At 30.7% G+C, this 26,116-nt stretch carries 24 protein-coding genes; 10 read left to right on the top strand and 14 right to left on the bottom strand.

Annotated elements, in window-relative coordinates; genetic code table 11:
• Positions 1 to 37 precede the first annotated feature (37 nt).
• From F7018_RS14020 to F7018_RS14080, 13 genes are all read right to left on the bottom strand, one after another.
• The gene (locus tag F7018_RS14020; RefSeq protein ID WP_150900724.1) at positions 38 to 1,117 is read right to left on the bottom strand and encodes a hypothetical protein; all 1,080 of its coding nucleotides are present in this window, start codon (positions 1,115 to 1,117) and stop codon (positions 38 to 40) included.
• 10 nt (positions 1,118 to 1,127) lie between these two features.
• Positions 1,128 to 1,529 (bottom strand): glycine-rich domain-containing protein, encoded by a 402-nt coding sequence (locus tag F7018_RS14025; RefSeq protein WP_150900725.1) that lies wholly within the window; start codon positions 1,527 to 1,529, stop codon positions 1,128 to 1,130.
• Between the two features lie 3 nt (positions 1,530 to 1,532).
• The gene (locus F7018_RS14030) at positions 1,533 to 2,540 is read right to left on the bottom strand and encodes a potassium channel family protein (protein WP_150900726.1); all 1,008 of its coding nucleotides are present in this window, start codon (positions 2,538 to 2,540) and stop codon (positions 1,533 to 1,535) included.
• Positions 2,537 to 2,833, bottom strand: coding sequence for an S-adenosylmethionine decarboxylase family protein (locus F7018_RS14035; protein WP_150900727.1), 297 nt, complete (start codon positions 2,831 to 2,833; stop codon positions 2,537 to 2,539). The genes F7018_RS14030 and F7018_RS14035 overlap by 4 nt, the downstream gene beginning before the upstream one ends.
• A 7-nt stretch (positions 2,834 to 2,840) precedes the next feature.
• Entirely contained in the window at positions 2,841 to 4,403 is a 1,563-nt protein-coding gene (locus F7018_RS14040; protein WP_150900728.1) for a polyamine aminopropyltransferase, read from the bottom strand.
• Entirely contained in the window at positions 4,391 to 5,269 is an 879-nt protein-coding gene (locus tag F7018_RS14045) for a DUF350 domain-containing protein (protein WP_150900729.1), read from the bottom strand. Before F7018_RS14045 ends, F7018_RS14040 begins: the two co-directional genes overlap by 13 nt.
• A 28-nt stretch (positions 5,270 to 5,297) precedes the next feature.
• Positions 5,298 to 6,122, bottom strand: a complete 825-nt coding sequence (locus tag F7018_RS14050) for a hypothetical protein (RefSeq protein ID WP_150900730.1) — start codon at positions 6,120 to 6,122, stop codon at positions 5,298 to 5,300.
• Positions 6,123 to 6,125: 3 nt separating this feature from the next.
• On the bottom strand, positions 6,126 to 6,680 hold the full coding sequence (locus tag F7018_RS14055; RefSeq protein ID WP_150900731.1) for a DUF4178 domain-containing protein: 555 nt from the start codon (positions 6,678 to 6,680) through the stop codon (positions 6,126 to 6,128).
• 15 nt (positions 6,681 to 6,695) lie between these two features.
• Positions 6,696 to 11,558, bottom strand: a complete 4,863-nt coding sequence (locus F7018_RS14060) for a DNA repair ATPase (protein WP_150900732.1) — start codon at positions 11,556 to 11,558, stop codon at positions 6,696 to 6,698.
• 138 nt (positions 11,559 to 11,696) lie between these two features.
• Positions 11,697 to 13,784, bottom strand: a complete 2,088-nt coding sequence (locus F7018_RS14065) for a flotillin family protein (RefSeq protein ID WP_150900784.1) — start codon at positions 13,782 to 13,784, stop codon at positions 11,697 to 11,699.
• 45 nt (positions 13,785 to 13,829) lie between these two features.
• Positions 13,830 to 14,531 carry an OB-fold-containig protein gene (locus F7018_RS14070; RefSeq protein ID WP_150900733.1) on the bottom strand — a complete coding sequence of 234 codons (702 nt, stop codon included), beginning with the start codon at positions 14,529 to 14,531 and terminating at the stop codon, positions 13,830 to 13,832.
• 2 nt (positions 14,532 to 14,533) lie between these two features.
• Positions 14,534 to 15,253: a PspA/IM30 family protein gene (locus F7018_RS14075; protein WP_150900734.1), complete on the bottom strand. Its 720-nt coding sequence runs from the start codon at positions 15,251 to 15,253 to the stop codon at positions 14,534 to 14,536.
• 12 nt (positions 15,254 to 15,265) lie between these two features.
• A complete protein-coding gene (locus tag F7018_RS14080) occupies positions 15,266 to 15,661 on the bottom strand; it encodes a type III secretion system chaperone family protein (RefSeq protein WP_150900735.1) in 396 nt (131 codons plus the stop codon).
• 253 nt (positions 15,662 to 15,914) lie between these two features.
• Between F7018_RS14080 and F7018_RS14085 the strand changes: the two genes are divergently transcribed.
• The 6 genes from F7018_RS14085 to F7018_RS14110 are packed head-to-tail and all read left to right on the top strand — an operon-like array spanning position 15,915 to position 20,216.
• Entirely contained in the window at positions 15,915 to 16,670 is a 756-nt protein-coding gene (locus F7018_RS14085) for a helix-turn-helix domain-containing protein (protein ID WP_150900736.1), read from the top strand.
• Positions 16,671 to 17,216, top strand: a complete 546-nt coding sequence (locus F7018_RS14090) for a hypothetical protein (protein WP_150900737.1) — start codon at positions 16,671 to 16,673, stop codon at positions 17,214 to 17,216.
• Between the two features lie 44 nt (positions 17,217 to 17,260).
• Entirely contained in the window at positions 17,261 to 18,565 is a 1,305-nt protein-coding gene (locus F7018_RS14095) for an NAD(P)/FAD-dependent oxidoreductase (RefSeq protein WP_150900738.1), read from the top strand.
• On the top strand, positions 18,558 to 18,869 hold the full coding sequence (locus F7018_RS14100; RefSeq protein ID WP_150900739.1) for a hypothetical protein: 312 nt from the start codon (positions 18,558 to 18,560) through the stop codon (positions 18,867 to 18,869). Before F7018_RS14095 ends, F7018_RS14100 begins: the two co-directional genes overlap by 8 nt.
• A gap of 1 nt (position 18,870) precedes the next feature.
• Positions 18,871 to 19,233, top strand: a complete 363-nt coding sequence (locus tag F7018_RS14105) for a hypothetical protein (protein ID WP_150900740.1) — start codon at positions 18,871 to 18,873, stop codon at positions 19,231 to 19,233.
• Positions 19,234 to 19,292: 59 nt separating this feature from the next.
• Complete coding sequence (locus tag F7018_RS14110; RefSeq protein ID WP_150900741.1) at positions 19,293 to 20,216, top strand: AraC family transcriptional regulator; 924 nt, start codon at positions 19,293 to 19,295, stop codon at positions 20,214 to 20,216.
• A gap of 38 nt (positions 20,217 to 20,254) precedes the next feature.
• Here F7018_RS14110 and F7018_RS14115 read toward each other — a convergent pair whose 3' ends face one another.
• Positions 20,255 to 20,764: a flavodoxin family protein gene (locus tag F7018_RS14115; RefSeq protein WP_150900742.1), complete on the bottom strand. Its 510-nt coding sequence runs from the start codon at positions 20,762 to 20,764 to the stop codon at positions 20,255 to 20,257.
• A 147-nt stretch (positions 20,765 to 20,911) separates the two neighbouring features.
• Between F7018_RS14115 and F7018_RS14120 the strand changes: the two genes are divergently transcribed.
• The 4 genes from F7018_RS14120 (at position 20,912) to F7018_RS14135 (ending at position 26,116) form a co-directional block, all read left to right on the top strand.
• The gene (locus tag F7018_RS14120; RefSeq protein WP_150900743.1) at positions 20,912 to 21,766 is read left to right on the top strand and encodes a PPK2 family polyphosphate kinase; all 855 of its coding nucleotides are present in this window, start codon (positions 20,912 to 20,914) and stop codon (positions 21,764 to 21,766) included.
• Between the two features lie 15 nt (positions 21,767 to 21,781).
• Entirely contained in the window at positions 21,782 to 22,609 is an 828-nt protein-coding gene (locus F7018_RS14125) for a 3'-5' exonuclease (protein WP_150900744.1), read from the top strand.
• A 70-nt stretch (positions 22,610 to 22,679) separates the two neighbouring features.
• Entirely contained in the window at positions 22,680 to 23,165 is a 486-nt protein-coding gene (locus F7018_RS14130) for an ABC transporter ATPase (RefSeq protein WP_150900745.1), read from the top strand.
• Between the two features lie 35 nt (positions 23,166 to 23,200).
• On the top strand, positions 23,201 to 26,116 hold the full coding sequence (locus F7018_RS14135) for a glycoside hydrolase family 3 N-terminal domain-containing protein (RefSeq protein WP_150900785.1): 2,916 nt from the start codon (positions 23,201 to 23,203) through the stop codon (positions 26,114 to 26,116).

A 26,116-nucleotide genomic window follows, 5' to 3' on the forward strand; every position in this document is an offset into this window, starting at 1 on the left:
AACCACTGTTTACTAATAAACAGTGGTTTCTTTTTTATTAATCTCCTCCACAAGAAGAGCAACTAGAGCAGCTTGAACATGAAGAGCAACTTGAGCATGAGCTAGAATCAGAGTCGAACCAGCTAGGGTCGGAATCACTTCCCCATGAGCTTGAGTCAAACCAACTAGTAGATTCTGTAACCTCAGGTTCATTAATACTTAAAGGATCTTCATCAAAAGTGCTAGAGTTTACGGTTTCGCTATTAGATTCGCTATCAAAAATATCATTTGAAGTTTCCACTTCTTTAGCGTACCCTAAATCTTCACCTTTGTCATTTTCATAATAAGAATCTTTGATTACAATTGAAGGTTTTTTATGTATGATATCAGACCATATAAAACTATAGAATACAAAATCATCAAAACCATGATGTTTTTCATAAATACCACCTCTTTGTGTGTTTTGATTTGTTTCCTTATTTAAGACAGGTTTTTTCTTGAATAATATTTGTTTAGTTTTTGTGTAGGTTTGTATATCGTCTGTTTCTATTTGTTTTATTATGCCGAATCTAATTTGGTCTATAAAATTGTCAAACTGGTCTGTTTTCTTTTGTCTAAATTGTTCAAACTTATCTTGTGAATCTATTGTTTGATCTATTTTTTTAATTATATCTCCTTTACTGAATTCTTTAAACAATCCAGAAATTTTTATAACAATTGGGTAAACACCAATTTTATGGTCTCTATTAATTTCTGTTTCTATTAAATATTTAAAGCCATTGTCTTCGTGTTCCAAAACAAGTTTTAATTGTTTGAAATGAATAGACATGGCGTCATTTATTTCAATTTCATATTTGTCTAGCGCATATTTTAAATCATTTTCTTTTCCGTCTTGATCATGATAAAAATTGATGTCATCATGAGCAATTTTAATAATATTAGTAATATTTAAACTTCTAAAAGTAGCGTTTAGCTGCTGTAAAATAGCAACAGCTGTAAAAGTTTCGCGTTCTTCTTTGTCAGAAATAGCGCCTAGAGTTAGGTGGTGAAAAAACTTTTTAAAAGCTTTAGTTGGTTTTACTTTTTTAATCTCTGTAAGTTGAGATGGGTCAATGGTAATAATACCTTCTAAATACATAAGTTGATTTTTAATTGTGGCAAGCTCCGCAATCGCTAGCTTCCCATTCTTTTATAGCATACGAACCCCAAATGGATTCTGGTGGTTTGTTGTAGTGTTTTATATAAAGTTCTATTGTTTTTTGAAATGTTTTTGGTTCGCTGTTTTCACTAGGAGTGTGGTGTATAAACCTTGAATAATGAGTTAAACAAAATTCATTATAGTATCGGGTAAATAAAATAAATTCATGCCAAGCTAAATCAACTAATACAGATGGACTTAGTTTTTCATTAGTAATATGAATTAGGTTTAGAAACTTTACCATTTCTATTAATAATTGATCACTATCAACTTGGTTTTTGAAACTTATTTCAGCTATTTTTTTCTTTAATAGAGGAATGTTTGATAAAATGTCGTTTAATTGGAGTTCCATAAACTAGTTTAAATAGAGTTTGTTTTCTCCGTTGGCAATATAAACCAAGACATCATTCTCTTTAAGTATTAGATTGTTTTCTGGATTTTTAATCAACTGTTCATCTCTACTTAGAGCAACTAAAGTAATTCCTGATTTTTCTTTTAAATCAATATAAGTGTCTAAAAAACGTGTATTTATATAGTTGTGATTTGCTGTTAATTTAGTTTCGCAAATATCTAAATTACTCTTGTCGTTTGAAGTAGATATTAAATCTTCGGTAAGTAATGCAACATTAGGTTCGAATATATAGCTTGCTATAAACTTAGAAACTATTTCTTTTTTAGGAATAATAAATTGTACTCCTAAATAGTTAAAAGACGATTTTAATTCTATATTTTCTATAGCAACAACACAATTCACTTTTTCAAATCGCTTTTTTAAACTAATGGTATAAACTAACGAGTCAGTATCGTTTTCAAAACTAATGTAAACTCTTCTTGAATTTGTAATGTTTATTTTTTCTAAAGCCTTATAATCGTTTAAATCAGCTAATAAAACAAAACAGTTTTTATCTGAGTAAATTTGTTTAATTGTTTTTAGATCTGATTCTTGATTAACAACTATAGCTAAATCTTCTCCAGCATTTATTATTTGTTCGGCAACTTGTTTTGAAAAAGTATTCCAGCCAATAATTATACAGTGGTTGTTCATATCTGTTCCAAAGTATCCCATTTCTCTTTTTTTTAAGTATTCTGATATTTTTAAGCTTAATTCTGTAACGATGTATCCTAACATACCAAGACTTCCCAATACGAAAAGTATTCCAATTAATCTTCCCCAAAAAGTAATAGGGTAGAAGTCACCATAACCAACAGTTGTTAGGGTTACTAAAGAATACCAATAAGCATCGGCAAGATTATGAATGTTAGTGTTTTCAAAGTTTGATTCAAAATAATACAAACCATATACTAGTAGGTTGTATATGGCTGCAATTATAAGGAGGAGTGTTAGTTTTTGTTTAGTACTCATGCGTTCATTAAAACTTTAAAAGTGTTTAATTTTTCCTGATTACAACTACTTAGCTCAATGTAAGTTTTTTTGCTTTCAGGAAATGTATGAATCGCTAAGTGGCTTTCTCCGAGTAACCAAAAACAAGTATAACCTTGTTGTTCAAAATAATGTTCGTTAAAAGCTAAAATGGTAAACTCACTTTGTTGTAGCAATTTTTCAAATTTGGTTTTTAAAATCTCAGGATTGGTTTCTATAATCCATTCCTGAAGATTGTATATTTCGGCTTGTATATGTTTGTAACTAGTGTTCATTTTTTTATTAGTATAAATCCCAATTTCCTTTTAAATAGTATTGATACAATACCGGATTTTGAATCTTATTCACTTCAATTTTTTTAGCATCGATATTAAAGAAATCTTTTTTTCCAAAAGAAGTTAATAATAACATTGCTTCGTTGTTAATCCATTTAGTGGTAATAGAATTAAACTGTAAGCTTTGTAATTGTTTTTTAAATGTTTCTTTTGAAATATTCTTGTTTTTAGTTCCTATAATCCAACCCCATTCTCCCATAGATATTATTTGATTGTGCATTGGAACTGTAGTGAATCCTGCCGATTGCATTGTTAAATCTATACACTGAAATGCCTTTGTAGCAAAATATGGGCTTCCAGATTGTGTTATAAGTAATCCGTTAGGTCTTAGCTTACGTCTGCATAAAGTGTAAAATTCATGAGAGTATAATCTACCTAATTCAACACTTCTTGGGTCTGGTAAATCAATAATAATAACATCGTAAAAAGATTTTGTGTCTTGTTCTAGGTGAACATAGGCATCTTTATTATAAATAGTTAGTTTTTCACTATTCATTGATCCCTCGTTGATGTCTATAAGAATTGGGTTGTTTTTACCTAGATTAGTCATGTTAGGGTCTAAATCTACCATGTCAATTTTATCAACAGAAGGATACTTTAATAGTTCTCTTACTGCGCAACCATCTCCACCACCAAGAATTAATATTTTTTGTGGATTTGGATGTGCTTGCATAATAGGGTGTACCAAAGGTTCATGGTACATTTCTTCATCAATAGAGCAAAACTGTAAGTTTCCATTTAGGTATAACCAATGCTCATCCTTCCATTCGGTTAAAACAATTTTTTGGTATTTACTTTGATTTGCGTAAACAACTTTGTCTTTGTATTTCTTTTGCTCTCCCCAAGTAATAATATCGTTTGTAAAACTCATTCCGGCAATAAGAATAGTCAAAACAATACCAATACTTCCTAGCATAGGTTTGAATTGCTTTTTTATCATTTTTCCTTTAAAGCGATAGAAAACAATACAGGCAACAAAAAAGTTGATGAACCCTAGGATAAAAGGGGTGTAAGTAAGTCCTAAAATAGGCAAACCTATAAAAGCAAAAAATACACCACCTAATAAGCTTCCATAATAATCTTTTTCAAGAATTGATGAGATGTTGGTTTTTAAATCTTCGTACTCTTTATTTATTCTTACTACCAAAGGAATTTCTAGACCAATAAGTAAGCCTACAAGCATACTTAAAAGATAAATTACTAAATCGTAATAAGATGAAATTGCAGCTAGTGTGTATACTAATACCGAAGAGAAAGCTACTATTAAAGATAATGCTAGCTCTAGTAGTAAAAAGTTTCTCACTAGGTTTTTGGTGAAATACTGGCTAAGTCTACTACCTAGCCCCATGCAAAATAGCATTAAAGAAACAATCATAGTCCATTGAAAAACTGAGTTTCCAATGAAGTAGGTGGCAAGTGTAGATAAAACGTACTCTGCAACAATTCCAGCAAAACCAGTAGCAAAAATTGCCGATTTAAGTACGAATGAATTACTTTTTAAATACTCCATGTAATTAATATTGCTGAGCCAACATAAGCAAATGCTTCTAGTAAACCAGCTCCAATATTTGGTTTTTCTTGGTTAATTATTTCGTCTGTTAGTGTTCTTCCTGGAAGTAAAATTTTGTCAGTTAAGAAACGCATTATTGGTAATAAGATAATTCCTAAAACAGTTTGTAAACTAACATCGATTAAAGTAGTAGTCCAATCAATAAAAGGGTCTAATAAGGCGTTCATAATTACAATTCCTATAGCTAAGATTGCACCTCCAAAGCTTATTCCAACAGCAACATTGTCTTTTTCAATATGATCATGTACATCAAAACGAATCCATAAAGTGAAGATTTTTGAAGCAATAATTAGCATAATATTTCCAATAACCCAGTAACTAATAAAGGTGAGTATTCCTTCTTGAAAACTTTCAGATTCTCCAATAAGAGCTCCATGTAATATTAAAGCGTTTGCAATGTAGATACAAGCTTCTATAACTCCTGTACCTTCGTTTTTATCTTCAACAATTTCCTTTTTAATATCAAATTTTGGTAAAATTAGCTTGTTGCTAATTAGAATTGAAATATGCAGTAAAACAATACCAATAAGGCTATAGGTACCAATGTGAAATAAATCTGTATAAAAATCAACGCTTTCTCCAATAATTGCACCTCCTAGAATTATAACTAATCCTACAAAATAACCTGTATAGGATAGAATAAAAGCAAAATTGTCTTTTTCAACAAGTTCATGTGCAATATTGATTTTCTTATTTATTAAGCTATAAATTAACTTTCCTAAATAAAAGATGATAAAAGCAGAAAGTACATAGCCTAAAGAGTGTCCTAGGCTAATAATGTCTATATATTCGGTTAGGTTTTCCATTTGTATTTTAATCTTTTTAAGTTAGTTGTTATTTACCAAAGCCTCCGCTTCTTGAACGAGAAGATGATCTGCTGTATCTAGAGCTGCTTCTGCTTCTTTTGCTATAACTTTTACTTGAAGTATAGCCTCTAGAACGCATGTTGGAAGCGCTTCTACTAACTTTTGAATTTACCTTGCTTTTAAATGTTTGTGGCTTTTTTGCCCAAGAAGTATTTTTGTTTCCAGTGGAATTTGTTCCGTACTTGCTAGAGCTACCATAGTATGATTTTCTATTACGATAGTTTCTATTATAGTCGTCCCAGTCTCTTCTAGGATAGCCGTAACCATATCCATATCTTGGTCCGAAGAATAAATCAGAAAATAATCTATAGCGTCCATAAAAAGCCCAAAATGAACTTCCATCGCTATGGGTTCTCCATTCTCCGTATTTAGGATTTCCTACATAATTATTTACTCCAGCTGGGGCAGAGTTTTTGTCTAATTTTCCATTTTTCTTACTTAGAATAGTCATTCCTAAATCGTTTTGATGTTCTTCAAAAGTTATAGGAGAAACTTCTTTCCAGTCAGTGTCAATAATTTTAATATCGGTAGGTTCTGCTAAGCTATCTTTTAATTGTTCAATAGATAGATTTGGTTGTTTTTCTTCAATTAAAATTCGATACTTATGAAAATATTTATCGGTATCTTCTTTGTAGTCCATATCGGCTAAAATGACACTGTAATCATTTTTGTCAATGTATTTAGTGATGATATTATCGATAGGTGATTTTACAAATTTTGGTTTTTTTTCAGTGCTGCAAGAACTTATTAAAAAACTAATAGTTAAAAGAAATAAATAGTTGATAAGTCGCATAGTTTATTCGTTGTATGATGGTAAAATATTACTAATTTCAAATGGTTTAAGTATTTTTCCAATACTTACTTCAAAGTCATTTTCGTCCCATTGTTCAATGGTTAAACATTTTTCTTCGTCTTCATCTAAGTAGTAAAAAGAAATAAGTTCTTCCCAGTTTTCATTTTCTACATTTCTATAGTATCCTGGAGATTCTTCGTCCAAGTAATAAGTAATATTTTGATGTGTAATTTTTTTTGGAGGTTTTCCATTAGTGTCAATATAATCAGTAACAGTTTCTCCTAATTTTCTGTATTTTAATTCTTCTGAAAGAGAAATGATAAGTTCATCATCTTCTTCTATATGAAGAAATCGTTTCTTTCCTTTAGATTCAATTACAAATTCTCTTGAGAAATGATTATTTCCCCAATCGTATTCAGACATTTTAGTAACTGTCCAAGTTTCTAAGTCGTAATCTAATAGGTAACCGTTTTCTAAGTCGGTTACTTTGATGTTAATTGGATCGTAATGTTTTTCTTCTTCGTTTTTATTGCTTTTGAATAAATCAAAAAATCCCATAGTAGTAGGTTGTGGTTAATTTTTATTTTCTAATCCTTTCTGTAAAACAGATTTTATTCCTTCCAAGTTCTCAGTAAATGCCATCATTTGACTTAGAATTTGTGTCATCTCATTTTTGTTTCCTAAACCATTTAGTTTGTTGTTTTTAAGGAAAATCTTCTTAATGTCGTCCCAACGTTCTTTTTCTTCATTTGTTAGAGCGCTAATTAGTTCTTTGTATTTTAAAAGATTGGCTTCAGCTGCTGATGTTAGGGTTTGTGATTCACTTTCGTAATGAGATAATAACAAACGTCCTAATTCATCTTGATTCATAATAGGAACAATTTTAGCAACTAATTTGTTCATATCACGATACGAACCTTGTAATTTAAAAGAAGGCTCGGTTCTGTAACTGTCTTCCATTGCTGCTGATTGAATATAGGTTTGATTCACTTTTAAAATAGTGTCTCTAATTGTAATCACTTTTTCAAGTACTGCAATGTAATCTTGTACTTCTTGTTTGGTGTGATTTCCTTTTAAATTAACCTCCCGTGTGTTATTTTCCACTTTGTCAATTAGCGTGTAAACATCATCAAAATACTTACTACTAAGTTGATGTAAAACAGGGTTAGAGGTTAAAGAATTTTCTATTAAACTTAATTTAAATAAATGTGCTGTATCGCCTATAATATCTCCTAAATTGTATATGTCAGCTCTGTTAGCAAGCATGTCTGGTATCTGAAATCTGTCACCGCTTTCGGTATATGGGTTTCCTGCCATAATAACACAGAATTTTTTTCCTCTTAAATCGTAGGTTTTAGATTTTCCGTTGTAAATACCTTCTATTTTTCTTGTTCCGTCAGAAAGAGAAATAAATTTTTGTAAAAACTCTGGATTACAGTGTTGGATGTCATCTAGATATAACATTACATTGTCTCCCATTTCAAAAGCCAAGTTTAATTTTTTTAACTCTTCTCTTGATGCTGAGTTGTTAGCAGACATTGGGTCTACTGAAGTTACTTCATGACCAATTGCAGGACCATTAATTTTCATAAATACCAATCCTAATCGGTTTGATATGTATTCCATCAAGGTGGTTTTACCATACCCAGGAGGAGAAATTAATAATAGCATTCCCATTCTATCGGTGCGCTTATTGTCTCCAATAGTCCCTAATTGTTTGGCAAGGTTATCACCAATTAAAGGGAAGTAAACTTGATCTATCAATTTATTTCTAACAAAAGAAGATAGTACTCTTGGTTTGAATTCTTCTAATTTTAATTCTTCTTTTAACTCTTCAGTTACTTGATGTTTTGCTTCTCTATATTGTATAAAGTTAGGTACTTCATTTTGATTAAATTGAGTAAGCTCTTCAATGAAATTATGGTAGTCAAATTCAATAGTGTTTTCGTTAATTGTAGTATGATTACCTTTTAATCCTTGTAATGTTTGTTTTGGATGAACATTGATAGGGTTTAAGGCTGATAGGTTTTCAAACAATAGTAAAACAACAACTTCATTTATATAGTTTGTTTCGGTAGGAGCTTTTTCGTTAATGAAAGAGCTTACCCATTGTTTTGCTAATTGAATCTTATCAGTGTACTCTTCGAGTTTTTCAACACCTGCTTTAAATTTATGAAGAGCATTTTGCCTGTCTAAAGTTTTAATAAATGTTTCTTTTAAAACTAAGGCTTCTGGACTTGTATGAAAAGTATTATTACTCTTTAATTCATTGAATAAATACTTAGCAATAGTTTTAGATTGTTCATTTGAAAAAAGCTGTGTTTTTTCCGAAAAACTATTTAAATAATCAGTTAAGTCATCAATAATAAAATCGTAAGCAGTGCTATTTGGAAACACAGCTAAAACTTCACCAGAAGCCTTAATTGAAGTATTGTAGTTTGTTTTTTGTTCTTCGGTTAACGAGTTCCAGAAATATTGAGCAAAGGCTCTTACGTTTGGAGTAAAAGTTAGTAATCCAAGTTCGTGATGTTTATGTACTAATGTGTGTAATATTTTTGCAGCATCAACATCATGAACACCTTTTATATAGCCTTCAGCATAAGAGTTGCTACTTTCTTTTCTAATTAGATTTAGTAGCTCTTCTTCAGTAAGGTTGATTAATTCTTCTTCTTTAAATTTATTGAATAATTTAAAAGCTAGGAATGAAGATCTATAAACAGTGTTGTTTTCTGAAACTAATTCTTGATCCCAATATTTTTTTGAATTAAGTAAGATTTGATTTGAAACTTCCTCGTAAAAATCGGTTCCAGTTAAGTGATAATATAACTCTTCGTTTTTATAAACAATAGTAAGGTCGAGTAATTGTTTGTTTACCCCAAATTTGTGCTTTCCTAATTTGATTACATTTTCACCGTCTTCGTACAGTTCTTGCTTGTCTTTTAGCTTTCTAAGAGCATCCTCTTTTGCAACTTTTAATTGTGTTTCAATAGCTTCTGCTTTACCGATATCGTCCAATTCTTTTAGTTGACTAATAATGTCTCTAACTTTATTAATCATTAAATCAGCGGCAAAATATCCGTTGATGTCTTCAGTTGAATTGAAAGTAAGTGCTTTTTTGCTTACACCTTTTAAAATTCTTTCTGAAGCTGTTTGTAACGCTACAGTTTTCTTGTTTCTTTTTTCAATTAAGCTATTCTTTCTGTTATCGAAAGCGGCATGAACTTCTTCTCTTTTTTCAATAATCAGAGTAATAAACTCTTCAAAATCGGCAAATTTCCCTTCTAACTCTTCAAGTTGAATAGCTGTTTTGGTTAAGAATTCATCACATTTTTCAGGTGTATTAGCAATGTCTATGTAATTGATAATACTTTGATCAATTAGCTTTAATTGTGCATTAAAATCGGCCTTAGCTTCTTTACTTCCTAAGCTTTTGATGCTATTTTTAATACCAGACTTTAATTGATTTAATGTAGCAAAAATTAATGAGATGTTATCAATAATCTTAGTAGATTGTGAAGTATCTTCGATTTCTAAATTTGAAACAATATCAATTAGCATTTCTAAATCGGAAGTAATCTGATTAACTTCTTTCTCTAGAGCTTTGGCGTCTATTACCTTTTTAATATTTGGTAAAGCTTCTTCTTTTTCTGAAACTCTCTTATGGTAAGGTTCTAATGCTTTATCGTTTAAAAGAAACTGAACACAACGTTTAGAAATAAGGTTGTTTTGTTCGGCAACTTGCTCTTCTAATTCTTTTAAGAGATTTGCATTTATATATCGAATATCATGTAAGCTGATTACTTCTCCTCGTAAGGTTCGTAATTGATTTAACAGAACAACAAAGTCGTCAATAGATTTAAAAGAAGTACTTTTTATTTTGCTGAATAACTCATCAGATTTCTGATTGATATTTTTAGTTTCCTTTTCAGCTTGTTTTTTTAGTTGAACTACCTTCTCAAACTCTTCAATAGCAGCATTTGCAGCTTCATTTATTTGAGCAATAGGAATGTTTAACTGTGAAGTTTCTTTTTCAGGTAACCAATAATATGTGTCGTTTATGTCTTTCGATATTTTTGCAATATCATTATATAAACCGGTATAATTATCTTCTTTATTTAATAGGTTAATTAATTCGTGGCACTCTGCCATGGCACGAACTATATCTTTGTTTCCTATTTTGTATAATAATGTGTTTTCATGTTGTGAAGGCATAAAGTCTCCTTTCAAATAAGGAGTTTGCCAAATCTGAACTACATGATGTTTGGTTTGTTCGTTTTCTGTTTTAAAATAACAAAGTTCTCCATTTTGTAATACTGTAAAACCATTACAAATTATAGGTGTTTTAACTTCTTGTTCTATGATATTGTATGACATTAAAATGTATAAACCACGGATGGTTGCATAAAATACATATAAGAAGTCTTCTCCGTTAGGAGATACTATTTTTTCTTGGAATTTTACTTCCTTAGCATCGTTTTCAAAAAGTTTATATTCTCCAGTTTGTAGGTAATATCCGTTGGGAAATATAATACCATGGTCATCTGGTAACTGAACAGCAGTGTCTTTAATGCTGTCTATTTTTTGAACTTCCTGAAGTTTGTGGTTGTAAACAAAATAACGAGATGGTTCTTGAAATGGTTTTACTTCTAGGGTAATAAGATTTCCTAAATTACCATACCTGAATTGACCATCGTCTAATGTTTGATCTGTATGTTCAACAGGTTCAGAAAGAATTCCTCTTCCTTCGTCTGTGTTGTCTTCAATTTTAATAGTTAAATCTCCTCCAATGGTTTCTACAAAAACCTTATCTAAAATAGATACATGAGAGTAGGTTCCATATCGGTGCATATCACGAGTTACTTCCTGCCATTTAAACTCGTGTTGTGTAGGGAATTTATATTCGTGTTCACTTCTATTATCAATATATTGAAGGCTATTTTCGTTGATAAGCCATTTAAAAGCTTTAATATCACTTTTGTTTTCGCTTAACTGAAAAACCATGTATAAATAGTTTCCAATTACAGCAAATTTTGAGAAAATAGTATTTCTATAATATTTATAAAGATTGGTAAAATCATCAATAAAAACAGGATCGTTTAGTAGATCTAAAGACTGAATGTGGAAGCGTTGTTCTTTAAATTCATAAATACTAAACACATCCGATAATTTGATGTCTGTTCTTAATCCGAAGTGAACATTGTATCCGAAAATAGAGATGTTACCTAAAGAAACTATATCTCTGGCAATACAATTGTTTTCGGTGTTAATTCTATCATTAGCAATTAATTTGGTTTCTATAGCTCCAAAAACATGTTTTCTGTCCTCATTAAGGGTATGCAATCTTTCTTGTAGATCTTGCTTTTGTTTTTGCAATCTACTTTGAATGATTTCATAGGTGCCGCCATCTAATTGCTGTGCATTGTTTTGGTTTTCCATGTACTTTTAAAAGTGTGGTTTTAAATAAATAGAAACAATAAAATATTAGGTGTATGTGAGACACCTTAATTTTCTTGTTATAAAATAACTAAGAAAACAAAGAGTTTATCGATATGATAAACTCTTTGTAAAAGTTGTTTATGATAACTTTTGGTTAGATAAACCTAATCCTTTTGCTAAATTGAATAGGTTACTAAAAAGGTTTTCATCATCTGAACTAGTTGCTTTTCCTTTTAAGTCCATTAAAAGGTTGGCTACTGTTAAGTTTTTAATGTCTTCAGAAGAAATTCCGTATTTGGTAGCAAAGTCTTTTACTTTGTCTAGTAGGTTACCTTTTACATCATCACTTCCTAAAATAGCATCTTTTACATCTTGAATGTTATCACTGTGTTGTACTAGTCTATCAAATCCTTTAGCCTTTGTGATTTGTCCAATGATTTGATCGAAGAACATGGTTTCACCACCAACAATATCAATATTAGCAGCTTTCAATGCGTCACCAATAACTTGTGCTTGTGCATCTGCAATATCTTTCTGAACATTAATATGAGCTAAGTCTACTTTTAATTCTTTTTCTAAGCGTAACTTGAATTCTTCGTGCTCTTTACCAACACCGTCAAGTTTCTTCATAGCTTCTGCTTTTTCTTCAATTCCAGCAGCTTCAGCTAAAGCGATCTCTTTATCACCAGTTGCTTTTGCTAATGCTTTTTCTTTGATTACTTCTGCTTCAGCAATACCTTCTTCTTTAAGAGCTTCAGCTTTTGCTAAGGTTCCAGCTGCTTCAGCTTTTGCTTTTTTCTCAATAATTGTAGCTTCTACTAATCCTTGGCGTTCGTTAGCATCTGCTTTAGCGTGCATTACTTGTGCTTCAGACATACCAATAGTAGCTTCTTCTTTTGCTTTAGCTTCCGCTAATGTTTTTCTAGCTTCTGCTTCTTTTTCACTAGCCTCTTTTTGTGCTTGTGCATGGATGTTAATTTCTTCTGCTTTTTGCTTCGCAGCTTCTTTTTCTGCTTCTGCTAATTTAATTCGCTTAATTAATTGTTCTTGAGCAGATTTTTCAGCTAACGTAATAGCAACTTGCTTTTCACGATCAGCACCTTTGAAAGCTTCGATGTCTTTCATGTTTTCCTTTTCTTCTACAACACCTTTTTCTAACATTACTCTATCGCGAATTACATCTTGAATGTTTTTCTTTTCAACCTCTACAACTTTCTCTTTTTCAATTTGAGCAAGTGTAACAATACGTTCACGTTCTGTAGCTTCTAAAGCTCTGTCTTTTTCTACTCTTTCTGTTTCAACAGCTTCTGTACGTATTTTGTTTTTCTCAGCAACAATTATTTGACGTTGCATATTTTCTTCCGCAACTTGTACTTTTTCTTCAGTAGCTATTCTTGCCGTTTCAGATTTTAAACGCTCTTCTTCAGCAACTTTTAGTGTTTCAGCTTCTTCACGGGCTTTAATATTAGCAATTTCTCTTTTTTGTTGCTCTTCTTTTTCTGCTAATTGTTTGTCTAACTCTAAAATAGCTTCTCTAGCTTCTACATCTTGTTTGCGGATAACTTTTTCTTCATCACGCTTAATTAAGTTAGACTTTATGTTTTGTGCAGCAGTTAATTCAGTAATTTTCTTAATACCTTCTGCATCTAAAATATTATCAGCTTTTAAGTAATTTACAGGAGTTTGCTCTAAATAGTCAATAGCACAATCCTCTAAAGTATAACCATTTAAGTCTCTACCTATTTCGCTAATAATTTCATCTCTAAATTCACTTCTAGATTCATATAATTGAACGAAATCAAATTTTTTCCCTACTGTTTTTAAAGCTTCTGAGAATTTTGCTTCAAATAATTCTTCAAGTGTTTCGATATGTGAAGCTCTTGCACATCCGATAGTTTGTGCTACTTCAATAATAGCTTCTTTAGATTTATTAACTCTAACGAAGAAAGCTACTTTAATATCAGCTCTCATGTTATCTTTACAAATTAGTCCATCTGTTTCTAAGCGATCTATTTCTATTTTTTTTACAGAAATATCCATAATCTCTACTTTGTGTAGGACAGGAATCACATACATTCCCTTGTCAAAGGCTACAGCTGTACCACCAAATCCAGTTTTTACTAAAGCTTGTCCTTGAGGTATTTTTCTGTAAAATAAAGCAATTATAATAACGAAAAGTAGAACAACTGAGGCTAGTCCGCCAACAACCATCCAAACAATGTCCATTACGTTAATTTGCGCAAAAATTAATAGTTTTGAAATCATAGTTATTTATTTATATAGTTGAATGTAATAGTATTTTTTATCTGATGATTGTTTTATAATTAGAATTTCTTCACCAGATTTTATTTCATTTCCATTTAAAGATTTTACATATATGTTTATAGGGTCATTTTCTACAAATAATTTGGCACTTCCTAATTTTTTATTTGAAATATTAGAAATTAAGACTCCTTTTCTTCCAATTAAATCTAATGCTTTAACACCTTTTCTCTCAAGTTTTTTAAAAAAGAATTTAAAAGGAGTTGTGAAAAATTTATTTAGAATTAAAGATGGAATCATTGCAAGTAAAAATATAATTACACCAAAAGAATTTTCATAGCTATTTGTTAGGTAGGTTGTAATCACTGTTATTGACCACCAAAAGAATACCCATGAAGTAAAAGTGAAAAGAAAGGGTAACTCTACAAAATTGAAGTAGAGTAAAATTACTTGCCACCATTTTAAAGGTTTTCTTTTTTCACCAACTACTGTATCTTTTTTTAATTCTATATTGGTAACATCTTCAAGATCGACACCTGTAGAGTCGATACCAATATCTGTATCAACATCTACATCGATGTCAAAATCTAAGTCAAAGTCCAAATCTAATCCTAATACCATAGTAAATATTCTATATGCCGCTAAAGCAATAAGTAATACTGTTAATGGTGCATTGACTGTTGAAAATACTAAGTCGGTTAGTGAGTCCAATATTATACTTCTTTATCTTTATTATCCATTCCTAATTGCTTTTTAAGCTTTTCTAAATCGCTCATAGCACTAGCTTCAGTTGTGTCTACAATAGCGTCTAGTTCTTCGTCTATACTTTTAGATTCATTAGCGATATCTCCATAAGCTTCTGCTAAAGCTTCTTCTTGTTGTACTTTTTCTTTCATACGCTCTAACATAGAAACTGTACTAGAACTGTCGATCTCAGCCATCTGCTTGTTTAAGTTTTTAGTAGCATTACTAACCTTAACTCTGGCTTTTAAAGTTTTTAGCTCATTTTCCCACTTACTGATGTTCGATTTTATTTCAGAAACATTTTTCTCTAATTGAGCAACTGATTTGTTAAATCTTTCAGCTTCTTCTGTAGTTCTGGTAATGTGGTTTGTAGCTTCTTCTTTTTTAATTAAAGCTTCTTTTGCTAAACGATCAGCTTCCGCCATATCTAAATCACCATTTTGAGCTTTTTTCAAAATAAGCATCGCTTTGTTTTGATAGTCTTCAGCTTTAGATGTGTATTGTTCTTTATCGTTATTGGCTCTAATAGCCATAGCTTTAACTTGAGCCAATGCTTCAAGACTTTTATCTAAGTCTTTTTTCATGTCTCTTATTCCTTGCTCTGTTAGTTTAATAGGGTCTTCCATTTTATCAATGGCAGAGTGAGCTTCGGCTTTTCCTATGTTAAATAATCTTCTAAAAATGTTCATAATAATATTTTTTTAATATTTTGAATATGTAATAATTTGTTCAGAATATTCGCTTAGTAATAAACTCAAAGAGTTTAAACTAGCTTCTAATTCGTTTAAATCTAAATTTTCTAATTGTAAAGTGTCTCTAAAAATTACACGCTCATAGCTGTCGTCTAAAACAAAGGCACCATGAACAATGTCTCTGTTCTTTTTTAGTAAACTCTTAAAAATTTCTTCGTTTGGTTGATTAACTTTAAAGATGAATTGTTCAATAATAACTATTGGGTAAGCAACTCCTATAATTAAGTTTTTGATCCCAAAACTTTCTTTTTCAATAACAAAAATCCCCTCAGTTTCGTCTTCCTTAATAATGTTTACATTAAGTTCCTGTAAAAAGTTTTTTGTTTTTAAATAGTGATTGTTCATTAGCAATGAAATTAGTAGTTTATAATTTTGTTTTCTTCTCTTTTTAGCGTTTGTAATATTACAAAAAAGATTTGAAAACAAGTCCGGTCATACATATAGTAAATAGTATCATAGTTGTTAAAGTTTGGTTAGTTGTTTTTTTGTTTATTTTGATTTTTAACTAAAAAAAATAGCAAATATCAAAAGTATTAGCTAATATTGTTAGTGTAAAGATAGGTAAAATAATTTAATTTGCAAATAAAATTAGCAAAACATGTCGTTTTTTGGAAAGAATATAAAAAAAATAAGAGGGGTTAAAGGATTAAGTCAGCAGGTTTTTGCTGAGATTTTTGATTTAAAACGCGCTACTTTAGGGGCTTACGAGGAAGGTAGGAGTGAGCCTAAAATAGATACGATAATAAAGATTGCTAATCATTTTAGTATTAAGGTAGATGATTTGCTAACTTCTGAATTAACTGTAAATAAGTTGTTGCAGTTTAAGGATGATATTACGTTGCAAGCTGATGATATGGATAAGGAAATGTTTGCTTCTGTTCCATGTATTACTGAAAAGAAGGTTGCTGATTACATTAAGTATTACAATAAAAAAGCATTTGTGGGTGATTTGCCTGTTTTGAACTTACCTATTAATACAGAGAAAGTGTTTAGAGGATATACTGTTAGGAATTTAGAAATGACAAACCATGATAAAGGTTTGTTTCCCAAAGATGTTGTTGTTGGAGAGTTTGTGCCTAAGGATGTGATAGAGAAGTTAAATAACGGTGTGTTGGCTTTGGTGTTGGTAAATGACGAGCTTATTTTAAGAAGATTATATGTAACGAATGATGAAATTGTTTTAAGAGCAGATCATAAAAATATTGAAGATAAAACCTATGCATTGTCTGATATAAAAGAGTTGTGGCGTATTCGTTACGCTTTTTTTAAAAGATTACCAGAGTTTAATGATGTGTTAGAAGAGAAATTATTGTTTTTGGAACAGGAGTTTACAAAACTTAAAAATAGGTTGTAATTGAAAGAATATTATAAGTATAATTTTTTCAAACATACCTATTGTGAGTTTGAGAAAAAGGAAATCGATTTTTTTAAAGGGAAGTCTGCACATTATCAAAGTAAATCTGGTAGTTTGTATTATTATACAGAAGATGGTGTGTATAGATATTCTAATCATTGGGGTAGAGTAGCTAATTGTAGATGGAAAATAAAAGGAATTGAGAACTATAGAAACCAAAACTATTACGTTGGTTATGCTAATTGGAAGGATTTTTATCCATTGAATGATGTTGATAAGGTTTTTTATTTGGAAGTTGACTTTGAAAATAAGCAAGTGAAAATCCAAAGAGTAGGAAATAAGGTAGGTGAAAATGTTTTTTTAATGACTTCAGAATTGGTTCATAAGCGCTTAAAGCAAATTCAAACTTTATTTAAAGAATATAAGTGGGCGAAATACTACGATGAAGATATTGATGTATTGCGAAAAGAAATAATATTAAACTTGATGAGTTCAAATAAATCCTTACAGTTACTAAAGCAAGATTTGAAAAGGGAATATCATTAAAATTCAGTAAATTTGTGTTTAGATTTTAACTTTAATAAATCTAAATGAATATACCACAAACCAGTTTTCCTCGAGTTGTAATTATAGGAGGGGGATTTGCAGGATTGGCTGCTGCTAAAGGATTAGAAGACCAAGAACTTCAGGTAGTTTTAATAGATAAACATAACTATCATACATTTCAACCATTATTATATCAAGTTGCTACAGGAGGGTTAGAGCCTGATAGTATTGCTTTTCCACTTCGGAAACGTTTTAACGATGTAGAGAATTTTTACTTTCGTTTGGCGGAAGTAACTAATGTTGATGCAAAACTGAATGTGATAGAAACTTCAATAGGAAGTTTAGAATACGATGAGTTAATTATTGCCACAGGTTCAACTACAAACTTTTTTGGAAATACGAATATTGAAAAATATGCAATGGAAATGAAGTCAGTTCCACAGGCATTAAATATTCGTAGTTTGGTGTTAGAAAACTTTGAAGAAGCTTTATTGGAAACAGACCTTGAAAAGAGAAGGGCTTTGATGAATTTTGTAATTGTAGGTGGTGGTCCAACTGGTGTCGAATTAGCAGGGGCTTTGGCGGAAATGAAGAAAGGAATTTTACCTAAAGATTACCCCGATTTAGATATTCGTCAAATGAAGATAAATCTTATTCAAGGTACGAATGAGTTGTTGAGTGGAATGAGTAGTAAGGCATCGCAAAAGTCAGAAGATTTTTTAATCAAGCTGGGAGTGGATGTCTGGAAAAATCTTAGAGTGATAGATTATGATGGTGAAACAGTAACGACTAATGGTAGTGATCATTTTAAAGCAGAAACGGTTATTTGGGCAGCTGGTGTAAAAGGAGATGTTATAGGTGGTTTAGAGCAAGATTGTTTGATAGAGAGAGCGAATCGTTTTAAGGTTGATGAATATAGTAAGGTGGTTGGATATGAAAATGTATATGCTATAGGTGATGTTGCTTGTATGCAAACAAAAGATTATGAACGTGGACATCCAATGATGGCACAACCAGCAATTCAACAAGGTGAGTTGTTGGGGAAAAATATCTTAGCTAAATTAAAAGGAAAAAAACTAAAACCTTTTAAATATAATGACAAAGGTTCTATGGCAACTATTGGAAGAAATAAAGCTGTAGTCGATTTACCTAAGTGGAAGTTTCAAGGAGTTTTTGCTTGGTTTGTGTGGATGTTTGTGCATCTGTTCTCTTTAATAGGTTTTAGAAATAAGGTAATTGTTTTTATGAACTGGGTGTATAGTTATATTCGTTTTGATAGAGAAACTCGCTTGATAATTCGTCCTTATAGAAAACAAAATAAATATTCATTTGTAAAAGAAGATGCCTAAAGTATCAAAAAACATCAAGTGTACTAAATGTGGAGTGTTTACTGAAAACTCTGATTTTTGTAAAAATTGTGGAGAATTAATTTCTTTTAAGAAAAAGCAAGAAATAAAACAAGAAGGAGAAAGGCAGAAGCGAATTGATGAAGCTCTCTATGAATTAGAGAACCCTAACTTGGCTGAGCGCTTAAAACAACATCCGTTTTTTCTTTATAAGATAGTAGGTTGGATATTGTATTCAGTGTTTTTGGTGGTAAGTGCTATAGGAGCTATGCTGGCTTGGTTTATTGCAATGGTAGCAGCTGGGTAGGGTGAAAAAAACACTTCATATATATATTGTGGTTTCACTGTGTTTAGGAACAATTGTTTATTTGGCTTCTAAATATGAAGTTGAGTTACCAAGAATTATTCGGTTTTACCTAAATGATTTTCTTATTATACCCATAGTATTGTCGTTTAGTTTGTATGTGCTTAGATGGAGTAGAGGAGATAAGAATTATAAAATTCCTATTTGGGTAATTTTTTACATGTGTGTTATGTATTCGGTTTTATTTGAATTTGTGTTGCCCAAAAGCCATCCTAGATACACGGCAGATGTGATTGATATAATTCTTTATTTTTTGGGAGGTTTAGTTTTTTATGGGCTTCAAAAGAAGTCAATATCTAGAGGTTAAAAGTGAGAACTGTTTGTTTGTAGAGTGAAAGTATGTGTTATATAGGAACTATAAAATAGATGAAAGGAACTGTGAATTTTTCAAATAAAACAATAACTAGGATAGGAAAGGCAATAGATTATGTAGAGTCTAATTTAGATAAGAAACTAGTATTAGAAAGAGTAGCAAAAGAAGCGCATTTTTCTCCTTTTCATTTTCATAGATTATTTAAAATTGTAACCAACGAGACATTAAATGATTTTATAGTTAGAAAAAGAATAGAAAAAGCGGCATTTTTTTTATTAAAACAAAAAGAAAAATCAATAACAGAAGTTTCTGAAAGAGTAGGTTTTACAAGTTTGTCTTCGTTTTCGAGAGCGTTTAAGAACTTTTACGGAATGAGTCCTGCGGAATTTAAAAAAGAAAGTGCTAATAAATATAGCAAGATATGTAAAACAGAAAGCAAGAATGGACAAATAGAAACTAGGTTTGAGCAATACATTTGTAACATAAATGAAAATTTAAATTGGTTAAAAATGAATGCAAAAACAGAAGTAAAAGTAGTTCCAGAAATGCAATTGGCTTACTTGAGTCATAAAGGAGGGATGGATTTAATAGGGAGTGTGTATAATCGTTTAATTCAATGGGCAGCTCCTAAAGGTTTAATGAGTCAACCAAATTTAAGGATGGTAACAATTTATCATGATAGTCCTAAGATAACATCACCAGACCAAGTGAGACAAAGTGCTTGTATGGTTTTAGATCGTAAGGTAACTACAGAAGGAGAGGTGAATTTGAAAACTTTACCAGCAACCAAATGTGTGGTTTCTAGAGTTGAGGTTGTGGGAGAACAATTTCAAAAAGCATGGGAAAGTAGCTTTGTATGGATGAGTGAACATGGTTATAGAAAAGGAGATCAAGATCCGTTTGAAATTTATTATAACAATGCAGAAGAGCATCCTCAAAAAAAATGGATTGTAGATTTATGTATACCAGTAGAATAAAAAATAAAGCCTTTCACTAACAATGAAAGGCTTTTTTATTAGAATGATTTTCTGAAATCATCAATCTTAGCTTTAGCATCAATGTTAATTTCTTTACCGTCTTCAGTAAACCATGCGTGAGTATCTCCAATATAGTTCATGCCTAAATAATTTGCACTTTCAATAAAGGGCATGGTGAATCCATCTTTTAAATCATTGGCTCCAGAATTACTAATCATAGCCATGCTTTTGCCACGTAACTTTCTTCCAAGTTCTTTTTTATAATGAAGAAGGTCAGATAGCCTGTCAAAAAAATGTTTTAAAGTCCCGCTCATAGAATACCAATAAACAGGGGTGGCAAAAATGATTGTGTCATATTTATCAATAATGGTTTCCATTAAAGGAATAAAATCATCATTTGCATTACTAAAGTCGTATTCAAAAGCTCCAATGTTTTTGGTTTTTAAGTCTATAATGTCAAAATCACTATTTTTATTTAAGTAGTTGATAACGGTATTTGTGTTACCATTGCTTTTTGAGCTTCCTTGTATAATTACAGTTTTATTCATTATTTGTTTGTTTTATGTGTGATAAAGCTCACAAATTTTATTAAAAACCAATTAAGAATCTTATTGTTAAAAATGATAATAACCAAGAAAAAATCAATGATTAAAGGGGATATTTTTTGTACTTTTATCGTATAAAAAGCATTATCTATGAATACAGACATGTTTAAGTTTTCAGAAGAGGTTGTGTTAAGCGATTTTGAAACGAAAACAGTAGAGGGGGAAGCGAAAAAAAAACTTAAAAAATTAAGAAAAGAAATAAGTAAATTACAAGATACTATGTATGCTGAAGGTAAGTATAGTATGTTAATTTGCTTACAAGGAATGGATACCGCTGGAAAAGATAGTTTGATTCGTGAAGTATTTAAAGATGTAAATGCCCGTGGAGTTGTGGTACATAGTTTTAAGGTGCCAACAGAGTTAGAGTTGAAGCATGACTTTTTATGGAGACATTATATCGCTCTTCCTGCAAAAGGAAAAATAGGAGTTTTTAATAGAACTCATTATGAAAATGTGTTGGTAACAAGAGTGCATCCTGAATATGTTTTTGGAGAAAATATCCCAACAGTTAAAAATTTAGATGATTTAAATGACGATTTTTATCATTCAAGAATGGATCGAATAAACCAATTTGAAAAGCATATTACAGAAAATGGAACAATTATCTTAAAGTTCTTTTTAAATGTGTCAAAAGAAGAACAAAAAAATAGGTTATTACGTCGCTTAAATATTCCTGAGAAGAATTGGAAGTTTTCTTCAGGAGATTTGAAAGAACGTAAGCTGTGGGATAAATATCAAGCATGCTATGAAGATTTGTTAAAAAGAACATCAACATATTATGCGCCATGGTATGTTGTCCCTGCTGATGATAAACCAACAGCAAGGTATATAGTTGCAAAAACAATTAGTGAAGAGTTAAAAAAGTATGGGTTTAAAGAGCCTACATTAGCTCAAGAAGATTTAGATAAGATAGACGAGTTTAAAGCTCAATTAAATAATGAATAATTCTCTTAAAATTAGATGAAGTTAAACTTAGCAAAACCAATCGTATTTTTCGATTTAGAAACAACTGGAGTTAATATTGCAAAAGATAGAGTTGTTGAAATATCAATATTAAAAGTGTTTCCAAACGGAAATAAAGAAAGTAAAACATGGTTGGTGAATCCTGAAATAGAAATACCAAAAGAATCATCAGATATTCATGGAATAACAAATGAAAAAGTAGTTACAGAGCCTATATTTAAAGAGTTAGCACCAAAAATTAATGAGATGATTGCTGGGTGTGATTTGGCAGGATTTAATTCAAATAGATTTGATATCCCTCTTTTAGCAGAAGAGTTAATGCGTGCTGGAATTGATTTTGATATGAAAAATCGTAAAGCAATAGATGTACAAGTAATTTTTCATAAAAAAGAGCAAAGAACATTAAGTGCAGGATATCAATTTTACTGTGGAAAAGAATTAGTAGGAGCGCATGGAGCAGAAGCTGATACGAATGCTACCTATGAGATTTTAATGGCTCAGATAGAAAAATATGATGATATAGATAATACAGTAGAGGCTTTAAGTGAATATTCAGCACATGGGAAACGAGCAGATTTTGCAGGTTTCGTTTTGATGAATGATAAAGATCAAGAAATTTTTTCTTTCGGTAAATATAAAGGACGAACAGTAGAAGAGGTTTTTAAAGAAAACCCAGGATACAATGCATGGATTCAAAATGCAGATTTTCCACTATACACTAAAAAAGTCTTGAGAGAAGTGAAAGAACGTATGTCTTCACCTAAAAAAAAGATGACAGATGAAGAGAAACTACAAGCACTGCAACAAAAATTTAATTTAAGGTAATCTTTAACACTCGTTTAAGATATAAAATCTTGATAGTTTTTTAATTTAGGAATTATAAAAGAAAGGAAAAATGTACACGGAATATAATAATTTACCAAACGATTCACGAGTTTGGATTTATCAAGCAGATAGAGAGTTTACAGTTGAAGAAGTAGAACATATTTGTGCAAAAGCAATACTTTTTATTGAAAATTGGACACGTCATGGAGATGATTTAAAAGGGTCGTTTACTATAAAATATAATCAGTTTTTAGTGTTAGCTGTAGATGAAGGTTTTAATAATGTATCAGGATGTTCTATAGATTCTTCAGTTCGTTTCGTACAAGAGTTGGAAAAAGAAATGAATGTGGATTTAATGAATAAAATGAATGTAACTTTTAAAGTTGGTGAAAACATTAATATAGTAAAGTTACCAGAGTTTCAACAATTTGCTAAAGAACAAAAAATAACTTCAAATACCATAGTTTTCAATAATATGGTAAATACCAAAGAGGATTTTGAAATGAATTGGGAAGTAACAGCTGATAAAAGTTGGCATAAGAGGTTTTTGGTATAAGAATTGATTTTATGTAGTAAGAGATTTTAAATATGATGAAGAAAGTACTAGTTTTTTTAGCGTTTGTTTTTGTTCAAGTAGTAGAAGCGCAACAAGTAGATCCGTTATTAGCAAAAGATAAGGAATCGCAAACAATTTGGGTAGATAGTATCATGAAATCAATGTCTATTGATGAGAAAATAGGGCAGTTGTTTATGGTACAGGCTTATTCTAATAAGGACAAAAAGCATGAAAAGTTTATTACAAATATGATTAACAAGTATCATGTAGGTAATTTAATATTTATGCAAGGAACACCTGAAAAACAAGTAGCTCTAACTAATAAATATCAAGAAATCTCAAAAGTTCCTTTAATGATAGGTTTTGATGGAGAATGGGGATTGGATATGCGACTTAAAAAAACATATCGTTTTCCTTGGAATATGGCTTTAGGGGCTATAAAAAATCAAGAACTTTTAGAAGAAACAGGTAAGAGAATAGGAGAGCACTGTAAGCGAGTGGGGATTCATATGAATTTTGCACCTGTGGTTGATATTAATACAAATCCTAATAACCCGATAATAGGAAACAGATCGTTTGGAGAGCGTAAAGAAAATGTAACAGAAAAAGCAATTGCATTTACCAAAGGAATGCAAAGTGTTGGGGTTTTAGCAAATGCCAAACACTTTCCGGGCCATGGAGATACGGCAACAGATTCTCATCATACTTTACCAACAATCAATTTTAATGAACAAAGAATAGACTCAATAGAGTTATATCCGTATCGTAAAATATTTAAAGAAGGAGTTGCTAGTGTAATGACTGCACATTTAAGTATTCCTGCTTTTGAACCAAATCCTAAGTTACCAACATCCTTGTCAAAAAATGTAGTAACAAATTTATTACAAGATAAACTAGGTTTTCAAGGTTTGGTAATTACCGATGGATTGAATATGAAAGGAGCGGCTAACTATTCAACTTCGGCTGAAATAGATTTAGCAGCAATTTTAGCAGGGAATGATATTTTATTAATACCACAGGATGTTCCTGGATCAGTAAAATTATTGAAAGAAGCTTTAGAAAAAGGTGATTTAACAGAAGAAAGATTAGATTTTTCAGTAAGAAAAATATTGAAAGCGAAGTATCTAGTAGGTTTGAATAAATTCGAGCCAATTTCTACAGATAACCTTAACAAAGATTTAAATTCGATATCAGATGAGGTATTGCATAGAAAATTGATAAAGAGTTCAATTACAGTAGCAAAGAATGAAGCTGAGATTTTACCAATAAAGAATTTAAAAGATAAAAAAATAGCCTATGTTTCTTTAGGAGATGCAAAAGGAAAGTATTTTTCTAATATGCTTAAAAACTACACTAAGGTAGATGTGGTTTCAGATAAGCATTTGAGTGTTTTAATGCAAAAACTAAGAAAATATAACTTGGTAATTGTAGGTTTTCATAAATCAAATAAGCATCCTTGGAAAAGCTATAAATTTTCTAATAAAGAACTAGTTTGGTTGCAAGAGATAGCGAGAACTAAAAAGGTGATTTTAGATGTGTTTACAAGCCCTTATAGCTTATTAAAACTAAAATCTTTTACAAACATAGAGGGAGTTGTAGTTTCGTATCAAAATAGCAAGTTGGCACAAGAACTTTCAGCACAGGCATTATTCGGAGCATTTGATTTGAGCGGTAAATTACCAGTATCAATTAATGAAGAGTTTAAAGAAGGGGAAGGAGTTTCTGTAAAAGGATTAAATGTTTTTGAATACACAATTCCAGAAGAAGCAGGAGTGTCTTCAGAAAAACTTTCTATCATAAACAAAAGGATTGATACTATTTTACAAAAGAGAATGGCTCCAGGAGGTCAAGTTTTAATAGCAAGAAATGGTAAAGTATTTTATAATAAAAGTTTTGGATATCATACGGGGTTAAAGAGAAGAAAAGTAAAGAAAACCGATATTTATGATCTTGCATCATTAACTAAGATTCTAGCTTCATTACCTATGATAATGAAGGCAGAAGAGGATAAAAAAATTAGTTTATACTCAAGTTTAGGAGATGTGTTGCCAAGGTATCATGAATCAAATAAAGATACTTTATTGTTGAAAGAAATTCTTTCTCATTATGGAAGATTACAATCGTGGATTCCTTTTTATATGAATACTAAAGATGAAGAAACTGGAAAAAATTCATCTAAATATTATAGAAAGAAAAGATCCAAAAAATATAATATCAAGGTTGCTAAAAATTTATATTTAAGTAAATCGTATAGGGATACAATTTATAAGCATATTGTTGAGGTAGATCAAAGAGAAAGAGTTGGTTACAAGTATAGCGATTTAGGTTATTATATTTTTAAAGAAATTATAGAGAAAAAATACAAAACACCTCTAAATAAATTGGTTGATGAAGAGTTTTATCAATCATTAGGAGCGAATAGAACAACATATTTGCCGCTTAATAAGTTTAGTAAGTCAGAAATAGTACCAACAGAAAAAGATACTTATTACAGAAATCAATTAGTACATGGTTATGTTCATGATATGGGAGCGGCAATGTTAGGAGGAGTTGGAGGACATGCTGGTTTGTTTGCAAATGCAAATGATGTAGCTAAAATTATGCAAATGTTCTTGCAAAATGGAGAGTATGGAGGTAAAAAATATTTAGAGCCAGAAACTTTAGAAAAGTTTAATAAAAGGTATTATGCAGATAAAAAAGTACGTAGAGGATTAGGTTTTGATAAGCCTCAAATAAGACCTGAAGAAAAGCCAACTTGTGGATGTGTTTCTGAAAAAAGTTTTGGTCATAGTGGTTTTACAGGAACTTATACTTGGGCCGATCCTGAATCGGGAATAGTTTATGTGTTTTTATCTAACAGAGTATATCCAACAATGAAAAACTCTGGCTTGGTTAGAAGTAATATGAGGACTAAAATACAGGCAGATATTCAGAATGCAATAATCCATTAA

Origin of the sequence: Tenacibaculum aiptasiae (assembly GCF_008806755.1) — a bacterium.
Taxonomy (GTDB): Bacteria; Bacteroidota; Bacteroidia; order Flavobacteriales; family Flavobacteriaceae; genus Polaribacter; species Polaribacter aiptasiae.